16 protein-coding genes are annotated in these 19,425 nt (G+C 65.0%); 9 read left to right on the forward strand and 7 right to left on the reverse strand.

Annotation, left to right across the window (positions count from 1 at the left end; genetic code table 11):
• Positions 1 to 27: 27 nt before the first annotated feature.
• From ACKWRH_RS19160 to ACKWRH_RS19175, 4 genes are all read left to right on the forward strand, one after another.
• A complete protein-coding gene (locus tag ACKWRH_RS19160; protein WP_445221859.1) occupies positions 28 to 2,160 on the forward strand; it encodes a type I secretion system permease/ATPase in 2,133 nt (710 codons plus the stop codon).
• The gene (locus tag ACKWRH_RS19165) at positions 2,147 to 3,598 is read left to right on the forward strand and encodes an HlyD family type I secretion periplasmic adaptor subunit (RefSeq protein WP_445221860.1); all 1,452 of its coding nucleotides are present in this window, start codon (positions 2,147 to 2,149) and stop codon (positions 3,596 to 3,598) included. The genes ACKWRH_RS19160 and ACKWRH_RS19165 overlap by 14 nt, the downstream gene beginning before the upstream one ends.
• A gap of 96 nt (positions 3,599 to 3,694) precedes the next feature.
• Positions 3,695 to 3,817, forward strand: coding sequence for a hypothetical protein (locus tag ACKWRH_RS19170; RefSeq protein ID WP_445221861.1), 123 nt, complete (start codon positions 3,695 to 3,697; stop codon positions 3,815 to 3,817).
• Between the two features lie 16 nt (positions 3,818 to 3,833).
• Positions 3,834 to 4,799: a tripartite tricarboxylate transporter substrate-binding protein gene (locus ACKWRH_RS19175; RefSeq protein ID WP_445221862.1), complete on the forward strand. Its 966-nt coding sequence runs from the start codon at positions 3,834 to 3,836 to the stop codon at positions 4,797 to 4,799.
• A gap of 159 nt (positions 4,800 to 4,958) precedes the next feature.
• Here ACKWRH_RS19175 and ACKWRH_RS19180 read toward each other — a convergent pair whose 3' ends face one another.
• The 3 genes from ACKWRH_RS19180 to ACKWRH_RS19190 form a co-directional block, all read right to left on the reverse strand.
• The gene (locus ACKWRH_RS19180) at positions 4,959 to 6,821 is read right to left on the reverse strand and encodes an ABC-F family ATP-binding cassette domain-containing protein (RefSeq protein ID WP_445221863.1); all 1,863 of its coding nucleotides are present in this window, start codon (positions 6,819 to 6,821) and stop codon (positions 4,959 to 4,961) included.
• A 57-nt stretch (positions 6,822 to 6,878) separates the two neighbouring features.
• Complete coding sequence (locus ACKWRH_RS19185) at positions 6,879 to 7,052, reverse strand: hypothetical protein (protein ID WP_445221864.1); 174 nt, start codon at positions 7,050 to 7,052, stop codon at positions 6,879 to 6,881.
• Positions 7,053 to 7,268: 216 nt separating this feature from the next.
• Entirely contained in the window at positions 7,269 to 7,523 is a 255-nt protein-coding gene (locus tag ACKWRH_RS19190) for a hypothetical protein (protein ID WP_014495771.1), read from the reverse strand.
• 310 nt (positions 7,524 to 7,833) lie between these two features.
• Here ACKWRH_RS19190 and ndk point away from each other — a divergent pair, with 310 nt between their 5' ends.
• The 4 genes from ndk (at position 7,834) to ACKWRH_RS19210 (ending at position 13,004) form a co-directional block, all read left to right on the forward strand.
• Positions 7,834 to 8,256 carry a nucleoside-diphosphate kinase gene (gene ndk, locus ACKWRH_RS19195; protein WP_212366343.1) on the forward strand — a complete coding sequence of 141 codons (423 nt, stop codon included), beginning with the start codon at positions 7,834 to 7,836 and terminating at the stop codon, positions 8,254 to 8,256.
• A gap of 41 nt (positions 8,257 to 8,297) precedes the next feature.
• Positions 8,298 to 9,158, forward strand: a complete 861-nt coding sequence (locus ACKWRH_RS19200; protein ID WP_445221865.1) for a TerC family protein — start codon at positions 8,298 to 8,300, stop codon at positions 9,156 to 9,158.
• A gap of 621 nt (positions 9,159 to 9,779) precedes the next feature.
• On the forward strand, positions 9,780 to 11,825 hold the full coding sequence (locus ACKWRH_RS19205) for a TonB-dependent receptor (RefSeq protein WP_445221866.1): 2,046 nt from the start codon (positions 9,780 to 9,782) through the stop codon (positions 11,823 to 11,825).
• Between the two features lie 99 nt (positions 11,826 to 11,924).
• The gene (locus ACKWRH_RS19210) at positions 11,925 to 13,004 is read left to right on the forward strand and encodes a PepSY-associated TM helix domain-containing protein (RefSeq protein ID WP_445221867.1); all 1,080 of its coding nucleotides are present in this window, start codon (positions 11,925 to 11,927) and stop codon (positions 13,002 to 13,004) included.
• On the opposite strand, the gene ppx is transcribed toward ACKWRH_RS19210, so the two are convergent.
• The 4 genes from ppx to ACKWRH_RS19230 all read right to left on the reverse strand — a co-directional run bounded on the left by ppx (position 13,001) and on the right by ACKWRH_RS19230 (position 18,188).
• Positions 13,001 to 14,503 (reverse strand): exopolyphosphatase, encoded by a 1,503-nt coding sequence (gene ppx / locus ACKWRH_RS19215; protein ID WP_041957841.1) that lies wholly within the window; start codon positions 14,501 to 14,503, stop codon positions 13,001 to 13,003. The two genes, ACKWRH_RS19210 and ppx, sit on opposite strands and share 4 nt — an antisense overlap.
• A gap of 15 nt (positions 14,504 to 14,518) precedes the next feature.
• Positions 14,519 to 16,711 (reverse strand): RNA degradosome polyphosphate kinase, encoded by a 2,193-nt coding sequence (locus ACKWRH_RS19220; protein WP_445222438.1) that lies wholly within the window; start codon positions 16,709 to 16,711, stop codon positions 14,519 to 14,521.
• A 144-nt stretch (positions 16,712 to 16,855) separates the two neighbouring features.
• Entirely contained in the window at positions 16,856 to 17,533 is a 678-nt protein-coding gene (locus ACKWRH_RS19225; protein WP_445221868.1) for a chromosomal replication initiator DnaA, read from the reverse strand.
• Positions 17,534 to 17,645: 112 nt separating this feature from the next.
• Entirely contained in the window at positions 17,646 to 18,188 is a 543-nt protein-coding gene (locus tag ACKWRH_RS19230; RefSeq protein WP_445221869.1) for a CDP-alcohol phosphatidyltransferase family protein, read from the reverse strand.
• 154 nt (positions 18,189 to 18,342) lie between these two features.
• Here ACKWRH_RS19230 and purM point away from each other — a divergent pair, with 154 nt between their 5' ends.
• Complete coding sequence (gene purM / locus ACKWRH_RS19235; protein WP_445221870.1) at positions 18,343 to 19,416, forward strand: phosphoribosylformylglycinamidine cyclo-ligase; 1,074 nt, start codon at positions 18,343 to 18,345, stop codon at positions 19,414 to 19,416.
• The last annotated feature ends 9 nt before the right edge of the window (positions 19,417 to 19,425 follow it).

The following is a 19,425-nucleotide window of genomic DNA, read 5'->3' on the forward strand; positions in this document are numbered from 1 at the left end:
CACTAGGCTCCGGCCCGGAGAACGCCCATGACCACGAACGCGGTCTCGACCGATACGGGGTTGGACGCGCTGCTCACCCTGCTGCATTTGCAGGGCGTTGCGGCCGACCGCGACCAGCTCAGGCACCGGACCGGAACGGCTATCTTTGGCGCAGCGGACATCATCCGCTGCGCCAAATCTCTCGGCCTCAAGGCACGAACCTATCGAACGCAGTGGAGTCGTCTGTCGGGCAGCCCGCTGCCGGCGATCGCGATGCTGCGCGACGGCAGCTTCATGGTCATCGCCAAAGCTTCCGCCGACAAGGTGCTGGTGCAATCGCCGCAGGCACAGCGCCCGGTGCTGATGGAGCGCGACGAGCTGTGCGCGATCTGGGACGGCGGACTGATCCTGATGGCCCGGCGCGCCGGGCTCTCCGACCTCGGGCGCCATTTCGATATCACCTGGTTCATCGCTGCGATCGGCAAGTACCGGCGGCTGTTCGGCGAGGTGCTCGCCGCCTCCTTCTTTCTCCAACTCTTCGCGCTGGTCTCGCCGCTGTTCTTCCAGGTCGTGATCGACAAGGTGCTGGTGCACCGTTCGCTGTCCACGCTCGACGTGCTCGTCATCGGTCTCGTCGTCGTCTCGCTGTTCGACACGGTGCTCGGAATCCTGCGCAATTATCTATTCGCGCACACCACCAATCGCATCGACGTGGAGCTGGGCGCGCGGCTGTTCCATCACCTTCTGGCATTGCCGATGGCCTGGTTTCAGGCGCGGCGCGTCGGCGATTCCGTGGCTCGGGTTCGCGAGCTCGAGAACATCCGCAACTTCATCACCAGTTCGTCGTTGACGCTGCTCATCGACCTGTTCTTCACCTCGGTATTTCTGGCGGTGATGTTCGCGTATTCGCCGCTGATGAGCTGGATCGTGCTGGCATCCTTCCCGTTCTACATCGCGATCTCGGCGGTGGCGACGCCGCTGTTTCGCCGCAGGCTGGACGAGAAATTCCGCCGCGGCGCCGAGAACCAGGCCTTCCTCGTCGAGAGCGTCAGCGGCATCGAGACGCTGAAGGCGATGGCGGTCGAGCCGCAGATGCAGCGCCGCTGGGAAGAGCAGCTGGCCGGCTATGTCTCGGCGAGTTTCGGCGTCACCAGCCTCGGCAACACCGCAAGCCAGCTCGTCCAGTTCGTCAGCAAGGTCGTGACCGCCGCCATTCTCTATGTCGGCGCGCGCCTCGTGATCGGCGACGCATTGACCGTCGGCGAGCTCGTGGCCTTCAACATTTTTGCGGGGCGCGTTTCGGCCCCGGTGCTGCGGCTGGCGCAGGTCTGGCAGGATTTTCATCAGGCGCGGCTCTCGATCGCGCGGCTTGGCGACATCCTCAACAGCGCGGCAGAGCCGGCTTATTCGGCCGCACGCGCCGGGCTGCCGCCGATCCGGGGCAATATCCGGTTCGAGCACGTGTCGTTCCGTTACCGGCTCGATGGGGCGGAAATCCTGCATGACGTCTCGTTCGATGTTCCGGCCGGGCAAACCGTCGGCATCGTCGGATCGTCGGGCTCGGGCAAGAGCACGTTCGCAAAACTGGTGCAGCGGCTCTACGTTCCGCAAGGCGGCCGCGTGCTGATCGACGGAATGGATCTGGTGATGACCGATCCGGCCTGGCTCCGCCGCCAGATCGGCGTGGTGCTCCAGGACAACATGCTGTTCAACCGCTCGGTGCGCGACAACATCGCGCTGGCCGATCCGACCCTGCCGATGGACCGCGTCATGGACGCAGCAAAACTTGCGGGCGCGCATGATTTCATTCTGGAGCTTCCAGAAGGCTACGACACTGTCGTCGGCGAGCGCGGCTCGACGCTCTCGGGCGGGCAGCGCCAGCGCATCGCGATCGCCCGCGCATTGGTGACCAATCCCCGCATCCTGATCTTCGATGAAGCGACCAGCGCGCTCGACTATGAAAGCGAGCGGATCATCCATGAGAACATGAAGGAGATCGCCAGGGGCCGCACCGTCCTGATCATCGCGCATCGGCTGTCCACCGTTCGCGGCGCCGATCGCATCTTCACGCTGGAGCGCGGCCGTCTGGTCGAGGACGGCACGCATGACGCGTTGATCAAGACCGGCGGCCGATACGCGGCCCTGCATCGTCTCCAGGGAGGGATCTATGAGGTCGGCTAGCGCCGTGCCGGCCCCGCGGCCGGAGCAGACCGTCGTTCCCTTCCGGAAGGCGAACGGGCGGCGCACTGAAGAGATCGCCTTCCTGCCCGCGGCGCTGGAGATTGCCGAGGCACCACCATCACCGATCGGCCGGGCCATCGCGATGGCCCTGATGCTCCTTGTCTGCGCGGCACTCGCGTGGTCGGCATGGGGCACGATCGACATCGTGGCGTCCGCAACCGGGAAGGTGGTGTCGAGCGGGCGAAGCAAGGTGGTCCAGCCGTTCGAGACGGGGGTGGTGCGCGCCATCCACGTGCAGGATGGGCAGGCGGTCAAATCGGGCGATGTGCTGATCGAGCTCGATCCGACCGTGAATGCCGCGGAGCGCGATCACCTGCACGACGATCTCATGGCCGAACGGCTGAATGTCGCGCGCCTCCGTGCTGCGCTTGCAAGTAGCGAAGACGCCTTCGCCGATCTTCTCGCACCGGCGGATGCCGACCTCGCACTGGTCGCGACGCAGCGGCAGCTTCTCGTAAGTCAGGTCGGCGAGCATCGCGCCAAACTAGCTGCGCTGTCGCGCCAGCAGGCGCAGAAGGAGGCCGAGCATCAGACCATCGCGGCCACGATCCACAAACTGGATGCGTTGCTCCCGGTCACCCAGCAGCGCGTCGATATCCGCAAGACTTTGATGGAAAAGGAAATCGGCTCGAAACTGACATACTATGAGACCCTTCAGCTTCTGATCGAGCAGCAGGAGGAGCTTCGCGTCCAGAGCAGCCATCTGAAGGAAGCCGAGGCGGCCGTCGCCGCGATCCGGGAGACCCGCACCCAGGCCGTGGCGGAGTATCGCAAGAGCCTGTCCGACGAACTCGCCAAGAGCGAGCAGAAAGCCAATGGCGTCGCGCGCGATCTGATCAAGGCGCAGCAGCGGACACGGCTGCAGCAGCTGACCTCGCCGGTCGACGGCGTGGTGCAGCAGCTTGCGGTCCACACCGTGGGCGGCGTGGTCACGCCGGCACAATCGCTGCTCGTGATCGTGCCGTCAGATACGCGGCTCGAGGTCGAGGCGATGATCTCCAACCGCGACATCGGCTTCGTCGAGGCCGGGCAGGGCGCTGCCGTCAAGATCGACACCTTCAATTTCACCCGCTACGGCCTGCTGGAGGGCCGGATGCTGAGCGTCTCGCAGGATGCCATCGTCCGCGACCGTCCGCCGGAACGCGGCGACCGCGCGCTCGGGACGCAGCGCGACAGCAGCGAGCCCAACGGCCAGGAATTGAGCTACAGCGCACGCATCTCGCTCGATCGCACGCAGATGCAGGTGGACGACCGCCTCGTCAGCCTGTCACCGGGAATGGCCGTGACTGTGGAGATCAGGACCGGCTCGCGCACCATTTTGAGCTACCTGTTATCGCCATTGCAGCGCTACCGGCACGAGATCATGCGGGAACGGTAGATCCCACTTTGCGCCAACGGCGCCGTATCACGCCCGCCCGCCATTCTTCTCGCCGGCGACGTCGCCATTCTCGGCGCGACGGATCGTATGGGCCTGATGGCGTTCGCCCAGATCACGACGCGTGTCGGCGGCCCGATTATGATCCTGATTGCGACACTTTTGCTGAAGTCGCTTTCCCGATGGCCGTGCGGCCGGGGATGCGCTTTTATGGCGCGATAAAGAATCTGGAGGGAACATGCGCTTCATCACAATCTTGTCGGTTCTGCTTCTGTCGCTCGGCGCGGCGGTCGCGCAGGACTATCCGGCAAGGCCCATCACCGTGCTGGTGCCATACGCCGCCGGCGGACCGACGGACACGATCGCCCGCCTGACCGCGGCGGGCATGGCGAAATCCCTGGGACAGCAGATCATCGTCGAGAACGCGACCGGCGCCGGCGGTACGATCGGCACGACCCGCGCCGCGCGCGCCCAGCCGGATGGGTACACGCTGCTGGTCCATCATGTCGGCATCTCGACCGCGGCCACGCTGTATCGCAATCTGAGCTATGACACGAAGACCGCCTTTGCGCCGATCGGGCTTGTGACCAACGCACCGATGACCATCATCGCGCGCTCCGATTTCCCGGCCGACACGCTCAAGGAACTGGTCGCCTACGCCCAGCAGCAGGGGGACAAGCTGACCTATGCCAATGCCGGGTTAGGCGCGGCATCGCATCTCTGCGGCATGCTGTTCATGACGGCGATCCAGAAGCAGCTCACCACGGTGCCCTACAAGGGCAACGGTCCGATCATGAACGATCTGCTCGGCAAGCAGATCGATCTCACCTGCGACCAGGCAACGAACACGACCGGCCCGATCACCGCCAAGCAGGTCAAGGCCTATGCAGTCACCACCAAGGAGCGGCTGAAGAGCCTGCCTGATCTGCCCACCGCCGACGAGGCCGGCCTGAAGGGTTTCGAGCTCGGCGTCTGGCACGGCCTCTATGCCCCCAAGGGCACGCCGCCCGCGGTCGTTCAGAAGCTGACGGCGGCGCTTCAGGCCGCGCTGAGGGACCCCACATTGATCGCCCGGTTCAACGACATCAACACCGAGCCGGTCCCGCAGGACAAGGCGACGCCGGAGGCGCTCGGTGCGATGCTGACGAGCGAGGTCGATCGCTGGGCGCCGATCATCAAGGCGGTGGGGCAGTATGCGGACTGAGCGCTCCCCCATCGGCAGCGCCGATTGCCGCGGTTGTGGCACCGACCGAGCCGGCGAAAACGGCATTCAGGACAATGGCAAAGTCACGGGTATCAATATACCGGTGCTGCGCATGGGGTTGTTTTCACGATTTTGATGAGGCGGGCCATTCCACCGGCGTCAGCCCGCCGCTTCGTCGAACTGCGTGCTCGCCTCCAGCCACTGTTCCTCCGCACGCGCCAGCGCGTCGGCGGCGTTGGCGCGGGCCTTCGACAGTTGCGCGGCCTGCTTGGGATCTCTGGTGAAGATGTCGGGCAGGGCGAGCGCGGTGTCGATCTTGGTGATGATCTCGCCGACGCGGGCGATCTCGCTCTCGGCTTCCGCGATGCGCTTCTTCAGCGAACCGCGATTGTCCGATCTCGGGCGCTGCGGCTTCTCGTTCGCGGCGCTACGCTCGCGCGGGCCGGGCTCGCCGTTGCGCGCCGACAGCACCAGGCCGCGGTACTCGTCGAGGTCGCCGTCGTAATTGGTCACGGTGCGGTCGGCGACGATCCAGAGCCGGTCGGCGCAGGCCTCGATCAGATAGCGATCGTGCGAGACCATGATGACGGCGCCGGGGAATTCGTTGATCGCTTCGGCAAGTGCAGCGCGGCTGTCGATGTCGAGATGGTTGGTCGGCTCGTCGAGGATGATCATGTTCGGGCCGAAGAAGGTCGCAAGTCCCAGCAGGAGCCGCGCCTTTTCGCCGCCCGAGAGCTTTGCGACCTTGGTGTCGGCTGCCTTGCCGGAGAAGCCGATCGCGCCGGCGCGCGCCCGCACCTTGGCTTCGGGCGCATCGCCCATCAGCTTGCGGACGTGGTCGTAGGCAGAGCCGTCCTCGTTCAGCTCGTCGAGCTGATGCTGCGCGAAATAGGCGATCGACAGCTTGTCGGCGCGCGTCACCCTGCCTGAGAACGGCGCCAGCCGTCCGGCGAGCAGTTTTACGAGCGTCGACTTGCCGTTACCGTTCGCACCGAGCAGCGCGATGCGGTCGTCGTTGTCGATGCGCAACGTAACCCGGCCCAGCACCGGCGTCGCCGGATCGTAGCCGACCGCGGCGTTGTCGACGGCGATGATCGGCGGCGACAGGATCTTCTCCGGCGCGGGAAAGCTGATCTCGCGCACGTCCTCGGTGACCAGCGCCGTGATCGGCTTCAGCCGCTCCAGCATTTTTACGCGGGACTGCGCCTGGCGCGCTTTCGAGGCCTTGGCCTTGAAGCGGTCGACGAAGGCCTGCAGGCGCGCGCGTTCGGCCTCCTGGCGCTTGACCGCCTTGGCATCGAGCAGCTCGCGCGCGGCACGCTGCTCCTCGAAGGAGGAATAGGTGCCCTTGTAGAGCGTGAGCTTGCCGCGCTCCAGATGCAGGATCTGGTCGACCGAGCTTTCCAGGAGGTCGCGGTCATGGCTGATCACGATCACCGTGCGTGGATAATGCGCAAGGTGATCCTCGAGCCACAGCGTGCCTTCGAGGTCGAGATAGTTGGTGGGCTCGTCGAGCAGCAGGAGGTCAGGGGCGGCGAACAGCGTGGCTGCGAGCGCGACGCGCATGCGCCAGCCGCCGGAGAATTCGGCGCAGGGGCGCAGCTGGTCGGTGGCGGAAAAGCCGAGGCCGGAGAGGATCGCGGCCGCACGGCTCGGCGCCGAATGGGCGTCGATGTCGACTAGCCGGGTCTGGATCTCGGCGATCCGGTGCGGGTCGGTCGCGCTCTCGGCTTCGTGCAGCAGCGCGTCTCGCTCGAGGTCGGCCTTGAGCACGACGGAGATCAGGCTTTCGGGGCCGTTCGGGGCTTCCTGCGCGAGGCTGCCCACGCGCCAGCGCGGCGGCAGGCTCACCGTGCCGTGCTCGGCGGCCAGCTCGCCGCGGATCACCTTGAACAGGGTCGACTTGCCGGTGCCGTTGCGCCCGACCATGCCGACGCGCGCGCCGGGCGTGATCTGCACGGAACTCTGGTCAATCAGAAGGCGTCCGGCAAGGCGGATGGAGAGGTCGGTGATAGCAAGCATGCGGCCTTGTCACCGCAAGGCGCGTCGAACGCAACCCGTTTTTGCGTGAGCCTCACGTCAGTGCGAATCGCGATCGCGCTGCTTCAACTCATCGAGGAGCCGCTCGAGATGCGTCGGGAGCCGTGGTTCGGGGCGCAGGCTCTGCTGGAGCCGTTCGCCCACGGCATCGCAAATCGAGCGGCTGGTGCGCCGGTCGATCTGTTCGCTGTCATTGGCAAAAAGGCCAGCCATTGTGGGGTTCCGTGTTCTCAAATTGATGACACGGTACCAAGTCCTTGGCCCCCCAAATGGTTTCGCCGCTCGCGGAGATTGCCCGGCACTCCAGTAAAAATTGCATGAGGCCGGGCAACATCCGCCCAAATACAAAGCCCCGGCGCAGGGGAACGCCGGGGCTTCGCTTGGAAGGTACCTGGGGGGCCTAGGTACCTCAGGAAGGTGCTGTCGGTCTCAGTAGCAGCGGTTGATCAGCCGCCAGCGGGGTCCCCAGGGGGTCGGGACCAGCCGGCGCACGTAGCAGCCGCCATAGCCGTAGGAGACGGGGCCGCCGGCATAGAAGCGCGGTCCACCCCAGCCGTGATGCCAGCCACCGCCGCCGCCGTGCCAGCCCCAGCCGCCATGCCAGTGAGCGGAGGCGGAGGTCGGCGCCAGCGCGGCGCCCAGCGCAACCGCGGCGACAGCGGCAAGCGAAAGTTTCCTCAACATGGTGATCTCCTAAAGACTGCCGGCGCGGGGCTATCGCGTCGATGGAAAGGCCGCCGAAACGGTCCGCCTTATGATCGGGCTTTCGGTTTCGATGGCCCGACCTTACGCCGGCGAAGCTGAACCGAACCCTGACGGGGGTTTCAGATTGGGTTCATCTGGATGAAATCGTTGTAATCCATGCTGGAATCCGGGGGCGGGCCCTGCGGCGATGCGCCTGTGAGGTCGTTTTTGCGGTCGCTTGCCGTCCGACGATGGCGCCGATATAAGCCCGGCAACTCCGAACCACCGCTTTCTTCTCAAGGACAAGATTATGGCCATCGAACGCACTTTCTCGATCATCAAGCCCGATGCGACCGCGCGTAACCTGACCGGTGCGGTCAACGCCGTGATCGAGAAGGCGGGCCTGCGCATCGTTGCGCAGAAGCGCATCCGCATGACCAGGGAACAGGCCGAGACCTTCTATGCCGTGCACAAGGCGCGTCCGTTCTTCGGCGAGCTCGTCGAGTTCATGACCTCCGGCCCCGTGGTGGTCCAGGTGCTGGAAGCCGAGGGCGCCATTGCCAAGTACCGCGACGCGATGGGTGCGACCGATCCGTCCAAGGCCGCCGACGGCACCATCCGCAAGCTCTACGCAAAGTCGATCGGCGAGAATTCCGCTCACGGCTCGGATGCGCCGGAGACCGCTGCGATCGAAATCGCGCAGTTCTTCTCGGGCAACGAGATCGTCGGCTGATCAGCCGATAAGTTAATACCGACGGGGCGAAAGGACGTATTGTGAACTGGCTCTGGCAGATCTTCGATCCCGCTACGATCGGGGCATTCTTCACCCAGTTTCGCAACGAGATGGCCGAACCGACCTTCTGGATTGCGGTCGGCAAGATCATCTGGATCAACATCCTGCTCTCCGGCGACAACGCGCTGGTGATCGCGCTCGCCTGCCGCGGCCTCAAGCCGCGGCACCGGCTGTGGGGCATGATCTTCGGCGCCGGCGCAGCCGTGCTGCTGCGGATCATCTTCACCGGCATCGTCGCGAGCCTGATGGAGCTGCCGTACCTCAAGCTTGTCGGCGGTCTCGCGCTGATCGTGATCGCGGCGAAGCTCCTGGTGCCGGAGAACGAGGACGAGGAGGGCGTCGAGTCCGCCTCGCATCTCTGGCAGGCGGTGCAGATCGTCGTCGTCGCCGACATCGTCATGAGCCTCGACAACGTCATTGCGGTGGCCGCCGCCGCCAATGGCAGCGTGCCGCTGCTGATCCTCGGCCTCGCCATCAGCGTGCCGTTGATCGTCGCCGGTGCGGCCCTGATCATGGCGCTGCTGGCAAAGCTGCCCGTCCTGGTCTGGGCGGGTGCTGCACTGCTCGGCTGGATCTCGGGCGAGGTGATCGCGACCGATCCCGGCATCGCGCCGAAGCTGCACACGCTGTTCGACGGCCCGCTCGGCGCCTCGCTGGACAGCATGCTCGGCGCACTTCGCATCCCGCCGCAATTCGCCCATGGCGGCGGAGGCGGCGAATATCTCTGCGCAGCGCTCGGCGTCGCCGTCGTGCTGGTCGTCGGCACCATCTGGCGCCGGCGCAGCCTGAGCCAAGCCGCGCTCGAATCCTCCGAGCGCCACGCCAAGGCCTCGGCGGAGTAATCTCTACGGCATGATCTGGTTTTGCTTGCCTCTTCCCGGCGGGGAGAGGTTTTGCGCGCGATCATTCCGACAGAGGTTGCGACGCCCCGCCGTCCCACAGCTCCGCACGCTGGCGAGCACTGCCGCGCCATGGCGGACTCGCGCGTCAGGCGGTCACGCACAGTGCGGTCGGGCACTTCGTGGGGCGACCCACAGCGCTCTCAACCTCTGCGCGATTTAGACTTTGACTTATTATAAACTACTGAAAATAAAGGCGTTTTTATTGACTCGGCGGCTCCTGCCGCGGCAGGTCGCTCCGGTATTTATTCCTGTCAAACCGGAAGCTGCTGAGAGATGTCTTCGAGAGCCACCTGCCGCCCAGATGCTATTCTTGCCGCTACCGTCAAATCACATCCGAAGTTCTCCAGACCGACGGCTTTCGCGGCCTCTCTGGTCTCCATCGCCTTGTTCGGCGACGGCTTCCTTCACCGCACCAGCGCGCAAAGCGCTGCGCCGGAGACGGCGACAGCCTTGCCGGCGGTGACCGTCACTGCCGACGTGCCGAAGCAGCGTGCACGCCCGCGTTTGAACCCAAGTCGAAGGGCGGGCCGTCAAAGCGCGCCCGCGAATGAGCGGGCCAGGATGCAGGCGGAAGCGAACCCCGCTGCCGCGAGGCCGGGCGCACTCCCGCCCTCCTACCCAGGTGGGCAGGTCGCCCGCGGAGGCCAGATCGGCTTGCTGGGCAACAAGGATTTCATGGACACGCCGTTCAACATCACGAGTTACACGGCGAAGAAGATCGAAGATCAGCAGGCCAGCACGATAGCCGACGTCGTCAGCAACGACCCTTCGGTCCGTTTCACCGGTCAGACCGGCGGCATTCTCGACTCCTTCTTCATCCGCGGCTTTCCGATCGGCGAGGGGAATGTCGGAGAAATTGCCTTCAACGGCGTCTATGGTGTTGCACCGAACTACCGTGTCTTCACCGACTACGTCGAACGCATCGAAATCATCAAAGGTCCGACGGCGCTGCTTTACGGCATGGCCCCGAACAGCAGCGTCGGGGGTACCATCAACATCGTTCCAAAGCGTGCTGGTGATGTCGATCTCACACGGGTTACGACGGACTACGCGACGAGTTCCCAGTTCGGCACGCATCTCGATGTGAGCCGACGGTTCGGCGAGAACCGCGAATTCGGAGTTCGCGTCAATGGCAGCTATCACAATGGCGATACACCACTGGACAACCAGAACCGGGAGGCGCATGTCGGCGCGGCAGCGTTCGACTATCGCGGCGAGAAATTCAGAGCCTCGCTCGACTTCATCGATCAGGAAGAAAAGTTCGACGCGCCCACGAGACCATTTCTGGTCGCAACAGGCGTAGCTGTCCCGACCGCGCCGGTCGGGAGGCGCAATGTCACGCAGGCCTGGGAATGGGCCAAGGTTCATGATAACTCGCTGCTGGCGCGCGCCGAATACGATGTGACGGATTCCGTGACGGTGTTCGCCGACGGCGGTGGCGGCAGGACCCAGGTCGATCGCTTGTTCGGCACGCCGACCATCCTGAACGCGGCCGGCAACACCACGTCGACACCGGGACGCTTCAAATTCGATATCGACAGGAATGTCGCCGACGCCGGTGTGCGCGCCCGGTTCGAAACCGGCGCGATCAGTCACGCCGTGAGTTTCCAGGGCAGCTACTACACGGATCAGATCTCACGGGGCTCTCTCTCCGGGACACCGGTTCTGTCCAACATCTATGCGCCGATCGCCCGTCCCGAGCAGCTCGTTGCTGCTCCCGCGACTGTCCCGAAGCTTTCGGATACCGAATTGACCGGCCTGGCGCTGGCTGACACTTTGTCGGTTTTTCAGGAGCGTCTTCAGCTGACCGTCGGCGTGCGTCAGCAGGGAGTCAAATCCAACAACTTCAACACCACCACGGGAGCGGTCACGTCCTCCTATGACCAGACGGCGCTCACGCCGATGGTCGGCCTCGTCGTCAAGCCCTGGAGCAACGTTTCGCTGTACGCCAACTACATCGAAGGGCTCAGCAAAGGCGACATCGCACCGACGACCGCGAGTAATCAGGGAGAAGTTCTTGCGCCTTACTTCAGCAAGCAGCACGAGGCAGGCGTCAAGGTCGATTTCGGAATGCTGGCCACCACGATCAGCGTGTTCGAGATCACCAAGCCTTCGGGACAATTGGGTGTCGACAAGGTCTTCCGGGCCGACGCCGAACAGCGCAACCGCGGCCTGGAGTTCACCGTATTCGGAGAGGTGCAGCCGGGTATACGAGTCCTTGGCGGCGTTACGTTGATCGATGCGGAGCTGACAAAGACGAGCACGCCAACCAATCTCGGCAAGACGCCGATCGGCGTGCCTCAGGTGCAGGCAAACCTGTCCGCCGAATGGGACACCCCGTTCGCACCCGGACTGACGCTGGTCGCAAACCCCATCTATACGGGACACCAATATCTGGATGCGGCGAACACGCAGGTCGTTCCGGCCTGGACGAGGCTCGACCTGGGTGCCCGCTACAACACGCGGATCAACAACCGGCCGGTGACGCTGCGGGCCCTGGTTCAGAACGTGTTCGATACCAATTACTGGGCTGGCGTGGCGAGCTTCTCCGCATTGTCGCAAGGCGTACCGCGAACCCTGCTATTGTCGATGTCGACGGATTTCTGAGGCGGGTCGGCTTTGACGCGCGCAATGGCGATGTTGCCGGCCCCGAACCTCACCAGACGCGCACGGCGCGGGCTTCTGTGGGCTCATCGATGGCTCGGATTGCTCGGCGGCATCGTCGTGGTGCTGATCGGCCTCACGGGTAGCTTCATCGTCTTCTATCGGGAAATCGACGCCGCCCTGAACCCGGCGCTTTACGCTCCCGCCGGTCGGGAACGAGAGGCTACGCTGAGCGAGGTGATGCGCGCCGCCGCGACAGCGGATCCCGCGCCGATTGCCACGATCCTCGCGCCGGATCGGACCTGGCCGGTCTGGGTCGTGATACATGCACACGAAACTGCGAAGGGCCGTTACCCGAATCGCTGGACGACCATGGTCGATCCTTCGAACGGGAAGGTGCTCGGGCGGCGTGACTACATCAACGCGTTCTCCCTCAAGGTTTATCGTCTGCACTACACGCTGCTGCTCTATGATTGGTGGGGCAGAGAGCTGGTCGGCGTTGCCGGGTTCATGCTGCTCGGCTTGGCCATGTCGGGCCTCATCTTGTGGTGGCCGAGGCCGGGTCGATTCTGGCGATCGGTGTCGGTCCGCAGGGACGTTTCGCTGCTTCGATTTGTTTTCGACGTCCACGGCACGGCCGGCTTTTGGGCGCTGCTCGCGCTCACGGGGATCTCGATGACCGGCGTCGGGATCATTTTTCCCGACGTCGTGCGTCCTATCGTTGGCCTTGTGTCGCAACCGACTGCCGATCCCTCGCCACGGATCGAAGCGCCGCCCCCCACGGGGACACCGCCGCTATCACCCGATGCGATCATGCGGAACGCGCAAGCGGCCAAGCCGGGCATGGCGGTTGCCATGCTGAACCCGCCCACCGAAACGCGCAACACGTGGCGGGTGCAGTTCCGGGACGAGGGTGCTGATCCCGCGGTACGTGCCCGGGGAGCGATCTGGCTCGATCCATGGAGTGGCGCAGTGGTGCACGATCGCACTTCGTCCGCGATGTCGATGGGGGATCGCTATATGGCCGAACAGCTCTGGATCCATAACGGTGCGGCGTTCGGACTGATCGGACGCCTGTTGGTGTTCGCAGCCGGCTTCGCACCTCTCGCCCTGTTCATCAGCGGCGGGATCATGTGGCTCAAGAAGCGTCCGGGGAGGATCAGGACCGGCTGGCTGGTCTAGCGCCGCACGATCGAGCCGGAGCGGCCGATCAGGCGGGCGAGGGCGCGGAAGCGACTGCCGACGCGGTCGGCGACGAGGTCGACGAGCCGGTGCTCGAACACCAGCATCAGATTGCGGCCCTGGCTGCGGAAATGCGTGGCCGGCAGCACACCCGGGCGTGCCGCCGAGATCAGATGGGCGACGCGGAACGCCGCGCCCAGCAGACGGGCGCGTTCGAGCTGGGCCGGTGTCAGCAGCTCCTGCATGGTCACCGGTGGCTGGTTCTCCTCGCTCAGGCCCGCGTAGCGGTAGAACACGGACAGGCCGACGAAAGCGCGCTCGGTGTGGGTGATCGCGCCGAAATTGCCGTTGACGACCAGGCTCAGCGTCTGCTCGCCGCGATGGTCGGGATGCACGCGCCAGCCGATGTCGGAGAGCAGGCACGCGGTGTGGCGCAAGCGGCGGTCCTCCTCGGTCTCGCGCAGCTTCACCACGCGCGCGAGGCGGTCGGTCCAGGCGATCAGCTCGCGGGCGTGCTTTGCCGAACGCGACAGCAGCTGATTGAGCTCTTCCGCGGCGCAGATCAGCCCGTCCTTGTTGCGCTCGGATTCCGACAGCTTCTCGTGCAAGAGACCCTCGCGCACGCCGAAGGTCGAGAACACGATGGATTTGGGTTTCGCCACGCGGATGATGTGCTCGAGCACCAGCGCCGCATAGGTGAGGAGCGGACGCCTGGCATCCGCGACGATCTCGATGTCGGCCAGCATGTCGGCGGCCGCAAGCCGGCGGAGACGACGCGAAAAGTCGAGCGCTTCAGCTGCGGAAATGGAGTAGCCGTGCATCACCTGGAGCGGATAGCCGCTCTGGATGATGTGGATGCGCGCGAGCGCGCGCCAGGTGCCGCCGACGGCGTAGAAGGTGCGGCCGCGGCCGGCGGTAAGCTGCGGCACCTCGTCGAGCTCCTCGCGCACGATACGGTCGGCGCGCTTGAGCGATTTGTGCGCGAGGTCCTGGAGCGCGAGGCCGCCGAGCGGCAGCGTCACGCCGCTGCGCACGCTGTTCTTGCGCACGTCGATCAGCTCGAGCGAGCCGCCGCCGAGATCGCCGACAATGCCGTCGGGATGATGGATGCCGGAGATCACGCCGAGCGCCGACAGCCGCGCCTCGCGCGGGCCCGACAGGATCTCGATCTTCACGGCGCAGATGCGCTCGGCTTTCGCGATGAAGTCGGGGCCGTTGGAGGCGTCGCGGCAGGCCGCGGTCGCAATCGCAAACACGCGACCGACCTGCATGACGCGGCACAGGGCCCGGAACCGTTTCAGCGAGGTCAGTGCCTTGTCGACGGCATCGGGCGCAAGCAGGCCCGTGCTCTGCACCTCGCGCCCGAGGCCGCACAGCGTCTTCTCGTTGAAGATCGGAATGAGGCTCCGCGTCAGTCCCTCGTAGACGACGAGACGGACCGAGTTGGAACCGATATCGATGACCGCGACGCTCGAGCCGCGCTTACGCGGCCGCTTCACGTCCTCGATCCCGGATCAAGACTGATGACGTTCATTACGGCGCGTGAGACGGCGCGGCGAGGATTCCTTGAGCGACTTTCCACGGCCAGATAGACTCGGATTTGTCATGAAGTAGTTGTGGACGTTGAAAGGCTCCTCGCCCTTCGCGGTCTTCATACGCGTCGAGGACCCGTCGGGCAACAATTGCCAGCTCTGCTCATTGTCCTTCAGATTCGCGACCATGATCTGTTCGAGAACCTGCTGATGCACCGTGGGATTTTGCAGCGGACACAGCACCTCGACGCGGCGGTCGAGGTTGCGCGGCATCATGTCGGCCGAGGAGATATACACAGCCGCTTTCGCGCTCGGCAGGCCCTGGCCCATGCCGAAGCAGTAGATTCGGCCGTGTTCCAGGAAGCGCCCGATGATCGACTTGACGCGGATGTTCTCCGACAGGCCTGGAATTCCGGGCCTGAGGCAGCAGATGCCGCGCACCACGAGCTCGACTTGGACGCCGGCTTGCGAGGCCTCATAGAGCGCGTCGATGATGTCGGGGTCGACCAGCGCATTCATCTTCATCCAGACCGCGCCGGGTCGGCCATGCCGCGCATGCGCGGTCTCGCCCTGGATGTGCTCGATGATGCGCTTGCGCAACGTCAGCGGCGACACCGCCATCTTTTCCAGATCGCTCGGCGCGGCGTAACCGGTGATGAAGTTGAACACGCGCGCGGCGTCGCGGCCGATGGTCGGATCCGAGGTGAAGTAGGAGAGGTCGGTGTAGATGCGTGCAGTGACGGGGTGATAGTTGCCGGTGCCGGTGTGGACGTAAGTGGTGAGGCCGCCGCCCTCGCGGCGCACCACCATCGAGAGCTTCGCGTGCGTCTTCAGTTCGAGGAAGCCGTAGACGACCTGCACGCCGGCGCGTTCGAGGTCGCGCGCCCAGCGGATGTTGGCCTCCTCGTCGAAGCGCGCCTTCAATTCGATCAGCGCGGTGACGGACTTGCCGGCTTCGGCGGCTTCCGCCAGCGTTCGCACGATCGGAGAGTTGTTGGAGGTGCGGTAGAGCGTCTGCTTGATCGCGACGACATCGGGATCGCGGGCGGCCTGCTGCAGGAACTGCACGACCACGTCGAACGATTCGTAAGGATGATGAACGACGAGGTCCTTCTGCCGGATCGCGGCAAAGATGTCGCCGCCATGCTCGCGCACGCGCTCGGGATGGCGCGGTACATAAGGGGTGAATTCGAGATCGGGCCGGTCGAGGCGGGTGAGCTGCGAGAGCTCGTTCATGGCGAGCACGCCGTCGACCAGGAACACCTCGTCGTCGGCGGCCGACAGCGCGTGCTGCACGAAGCTGCGCAGCTCCTCCGGCATCTTGGCGTCGATCTCGAGCCGGATCACCGACCCGCGGCGGCGGCGCTTCAGTGCAGTCTCGAACAGGCGGACGAGGTCTTCGGCCTCTTCCTCGATTTCGAGCTCGGAGTCGCGGATGATGCGGAAGGCGCCCTGGCCGTGAAGATTGTAGCCGGGGAACAGGCGGTTGATGAACAGCCCGGTCGCCTGCTCGAGCGAGATCAGCCGGACGACCTTGCCCTCGGCCGGCAACCGGATGAAGCGGTCGATCTTGCCGGGCATGCGGATCAGAGCGTTCATCTGCTTGCCATCGGCGGCGCGCGTGAGCTGGAGCGCGATGGTGAAGCCGAGGCTCGGAATGAACGGGAAGGGGTGGGCGGGATCGATCGCGAGCGGGGTCAGCAGCGGGAACACGTTGTTGAGGAAGTAGTCCTCGATCCAGGTCCGTTCCGCCTTGGTGACGTCCTTGCCGTCGACCAGTGCGATGCCGACTTCGGCCAGCGTGCTGCGCAGGTCGCGCCAGATCGCCTGCTGGTCGGAGGCGAGCTGTGAGACGGTGCGGTTGATCAGCGCGAGCTGCTCGGACGGCGTCAGGCCATCGGGAGCGCGCTCGGCAATGCCTTCGCGCACCTGGGCCTTGATGCCGGCGACGCGAACCATGAAGAACTCGTCGAGGTTATTCGCTGAAATCGACAGGAATCGCACCCGCTCCAGCATGGGGTGGCTGGGATTGACCGCTTCCTCGAGGACGCGGCGGTTGAAATGCAGCCAGGAAAGCTCGCGATTGATGAAGCGCTCGGGGCTTGAGGCAATCGCCGGCAGGCCCTCGGTCTCCGGGGCTTTTTCTTTAATTTCAACAGCTTGCGCAGAGTCCATCAGAAGTCGATCCATCCAGTTCGCCCCAATTTGCGACTTATGCGCAAAACCGGCGGGAGCATGTGTTAGTCCGATGACGTTTCGATGACATTGATGTTCCGCCGCTGCGCCGCGTCAAGCCGCCTTGGAGCCAGCGTGGAGGGGTCAGGCGTCCCGAAGCAGCTCGGCGGCCAGCGCCCGCGTGACGGGGCGACCGAGGCGCAGGGCCTCGCTGTCGAGCAGCTCCACGGCCTCCCGTGCGGCCGCCGAGGACCGCTCCAGGCGGGTGGCGAGATAGCTGACCACGCTCTCATCCACGGTGAGCTGGCGGTCGGCGCAGAACTTGACGATCAGGCCGCGGAAGAGCTGGTCGTCGGGCTGCAGCAGCGAGATGACAGGCACCGCGCGCAGCCGCGAGCGCAGGTCGCGCAGCTCGATCTCGATCGATGCCGGTACCCCGCGGCCGGTGAAGAGCAGGTAGGCCCCATCCTCGCGGGCGAGGTTCATCAGGTGGAACAGTGCCCGCTCGTCGAACGCTTTTGCCTTGAGATCCTCGACCACCAGCGCGCCGGTGGCGAGCGCGCCCGGGACGTTTTCGGCGGTCAGCCCATTCGCTGTAGTCGAGCGGGCGCCGGAAGCCTCGGCCCAGATCGCGGCGAGATGGCTCTTGCCGCTTCCTTCCGGGCCGGCCAGCCACATGATCCGGTTCGGCCATTCCGGCCAGGCATCGATGAGGGCAAGACCGGCTTCGTTGGCGGGGCCCTCGAGGAAATTATCCCGGCTGAGGCTCTCCGCGTGCGGAAGCGAGAATGCCAATTGTCGGGGATGAACGCGGCCTGCCACGCTTGCTGTGCTCCGTGCCGGCACGCCGGCTTCGTTTGAAGAGATTCGATTTCATCGAGCGGGAGTTGGCCTTTTGCGGGGCCGCATCCCGGCTCATTTGGCCTCGATCGTGCTACTTGGCCTCGATCGTGCTCATGTGCCGCAGCCACTCGACGAGATAGAGCGACACGGAAGAGAGCGTGAAGACCGTGACGAGGCCCATCAGGATCATATCATAGGGCGACGGCTTGAAGCCGAAGGCGAGGGAGGCCAGCACCAGCGCAGCATAGGCCACCTGGGCGGCGGTGTTGAGCTTCGACACCTTCGACGGCTTCATCTCGACCGGCTTGTCGAACAGCCAGGACACGATTACGGCGGCGACGATCATGATGTCGCGCGACACCACCAGGATCACGATCCAGCGCGGGATGTCGCCCCAGATGCCCAGCGCCAGATAGATCGAGACCAGCAACGCCTTGTCCGCGAGCGGATCGAGCAGGGCACCGAGCTCGCTCGTCATGTTGAAGCGCTTGGCGAGGAAGCCGTCGACCGCGTCGCTGACGCCGGCAATGAGGAAGACGGCGAACGCAACCTCCATTTGGCTCGACACGATGGCCCAGACGATGATCGGGACCAGCAAAATGCGGCCCAGGGTAATGATATTCGGAATACTCACGCGGCGCTTCCTGGCACCCGGCCTGACCTCGAATCCGGCCCGTTTGAAGGCTGAACCGGTTGATATCTACATAGTATAGGGCGGGGCGCCACGCTTGCCATTGCGCGTCCCCGGAATTCGACGTAACCAGCCGCAAACCCACTGGAAATCGGGCATGACCGACCGCAAAAACGGCCTCACTTACGCCGATTCAGGCGTCGATATCGACGCGGGCAACCGCCTGGTCGATCTGATCAAGCCGATGGTGCGCGCCACCGCGCGGCCCGGCGCCGACGCCGAGATCGGCGGCTTCGGCGGCCTGTTCGACCTCAAGGCGGCCGGTTTCAAGGACCCCGTCCTGGTCGCCGCGACCGACGGCGTCGGCACCAAGGTCAAGATCGCGATCGAGACCGGCCTGCATGGCGGGATCGGCATCGACCTCGTCGCCATGAGTGTCAACGACCTCGTGGTGCAGGGCGCCGAGCCGTTGTTCTTCCTCGACTATTTCGCCTGCGGCAAGCTCGACCCGGAGGCGACCGCCTCGATCGTCGCCGGTGTCGCCGAAGGCTGCCGCGAATCCGGCTGCGCCCTGATCGGAGGCGAGACAGCCGAGATGCCCGGCCTCTACAAGGACGGCGACTACGACCTCGGCGGCTTTGCCGTCGGCGCCGCCGAGCGTGGTACCTTGTTGCCGCGGAAGGACATCGCCGCGGGCGATGCCGTGATCGGCCTTGCCTCGTCTGGCGTGCACTCCAACGGCTTCTCGCTGGTGCGCAAGATCGTCGAGCAGTCCGGCCTCAGCTTCGAGGCGCCGGCGCCTTTCTCTCCCGTGATGACCCTTGGCGGCGCTCTGCTGACGCCGACGCGGCTTTACGTCAAATCCTGCCTGCGTGCGATCCGCGAGACCGGCGCGGTGAAGGGGCTCGCCCACATCACCGGCGGCGGTTTCACCGACAACATTCCGCGCGTGCTGCCGAGCCATCTTGGCGTCGGCATCGATCTGGCGCGCCTGCCGGTGCTGCCGGTGTTCAAATGGCTGGCTGCCCAAGCCGGTATCGCCGAGCTCGAGATGCTGCGCACCTTCAACTGCGGCATCGGCATGATCGCGATCGTCGAGCCCGACAAGGTCGATCAGGTCGTGCAGGTCTTCAGCGATGCCGGTGAGACGGTTGCGCAGCTCGGTACCGTGATTCCGGCCGAGGGCGAGCACCGCGTCGTCTACAACGGCCACCTCGACCTGGCTCTGTGATGACTGGCG

The organism is Bradyrhizobium sp. Pa8 (assembly GCF_052588265.1).

Coding starts and splice junctions, on each gene's coding strand:
- ACKWRH_RS19160 (WP_445221859.1), top strand. CDS start 28: ATGACCACGAACGCGGTCTCGACCGATACGGGGTTGGACGCGCTGCTC.
- ACKWRH_RS19165 (WP_445221860.1), top strand. CDS start 2,147: ATGAGGTCGGCTAGCGCCGTGCCGGCCCCGCGGCCGGAGCAGACCGTC.
- ACKWRH_RS19170 (WP_445221861.1), top strand. CDS start 3,695: ATGGCGTTCGCCCAGATCACGACGCGTGTCGGCGGCCCGATTATGATC.
- ACKWRH_RS19175 (WP_445221862.1), top strand. CDS start 3,834: ATGCGCTTCATCACAATCTTGTCGGTTCTGCTTCTGTCGCTCGGCGCG.
- ACKWRH_RS19180 (WP_445221863.1), bottom strand. CDS start 6,821: ATGCTTGCTATCACCGACCTCTCCATCCGCCTTGCCGGACGCCTTCTG.
- ACKWRH_RS19185 (WP_445221864.1), bottom strand. CDS start 7,052: ATGGCTGGCCTTTTTGCCAATGACAGCGAACAGATCGACCGGCGCACC.
- ACKWRH_RS19190 (WP_014495771.1), bottom strand. CDS start 7,523: ATGTTGAGGAAACTTTCGCTTGCCGCTGTCGCCGCGGTTGCGCTGGGC.
- ndk (WP_212366343.1), top strand. CDS start 7,834: ATGGCCATCGAACGCACTTTCTCGATCATCAAGCCCGATGCGACCGCG.
- ACKWRH_RS19205 (WP_445221866.1), top strand. CDS start 9,780: ATGCAGGCGGAAGCGAACCCCGCTGCCGCGAGGCCGGGCGCACTCCCG.
- ACKWRH_RS19220 (WP_445222438.1), bottom strand. CDS start 16,711: ATGGACTCTGCGCAAGCTGTTGAAATTAAAGAAAAAGCCCCGGAGACC.
- purM (WP_445221870.1), top strand. CDS start 18,343: ATGACCGACCGCAAAAACGGCCTCACTTACGCCGATTCAGGCGTCGAT.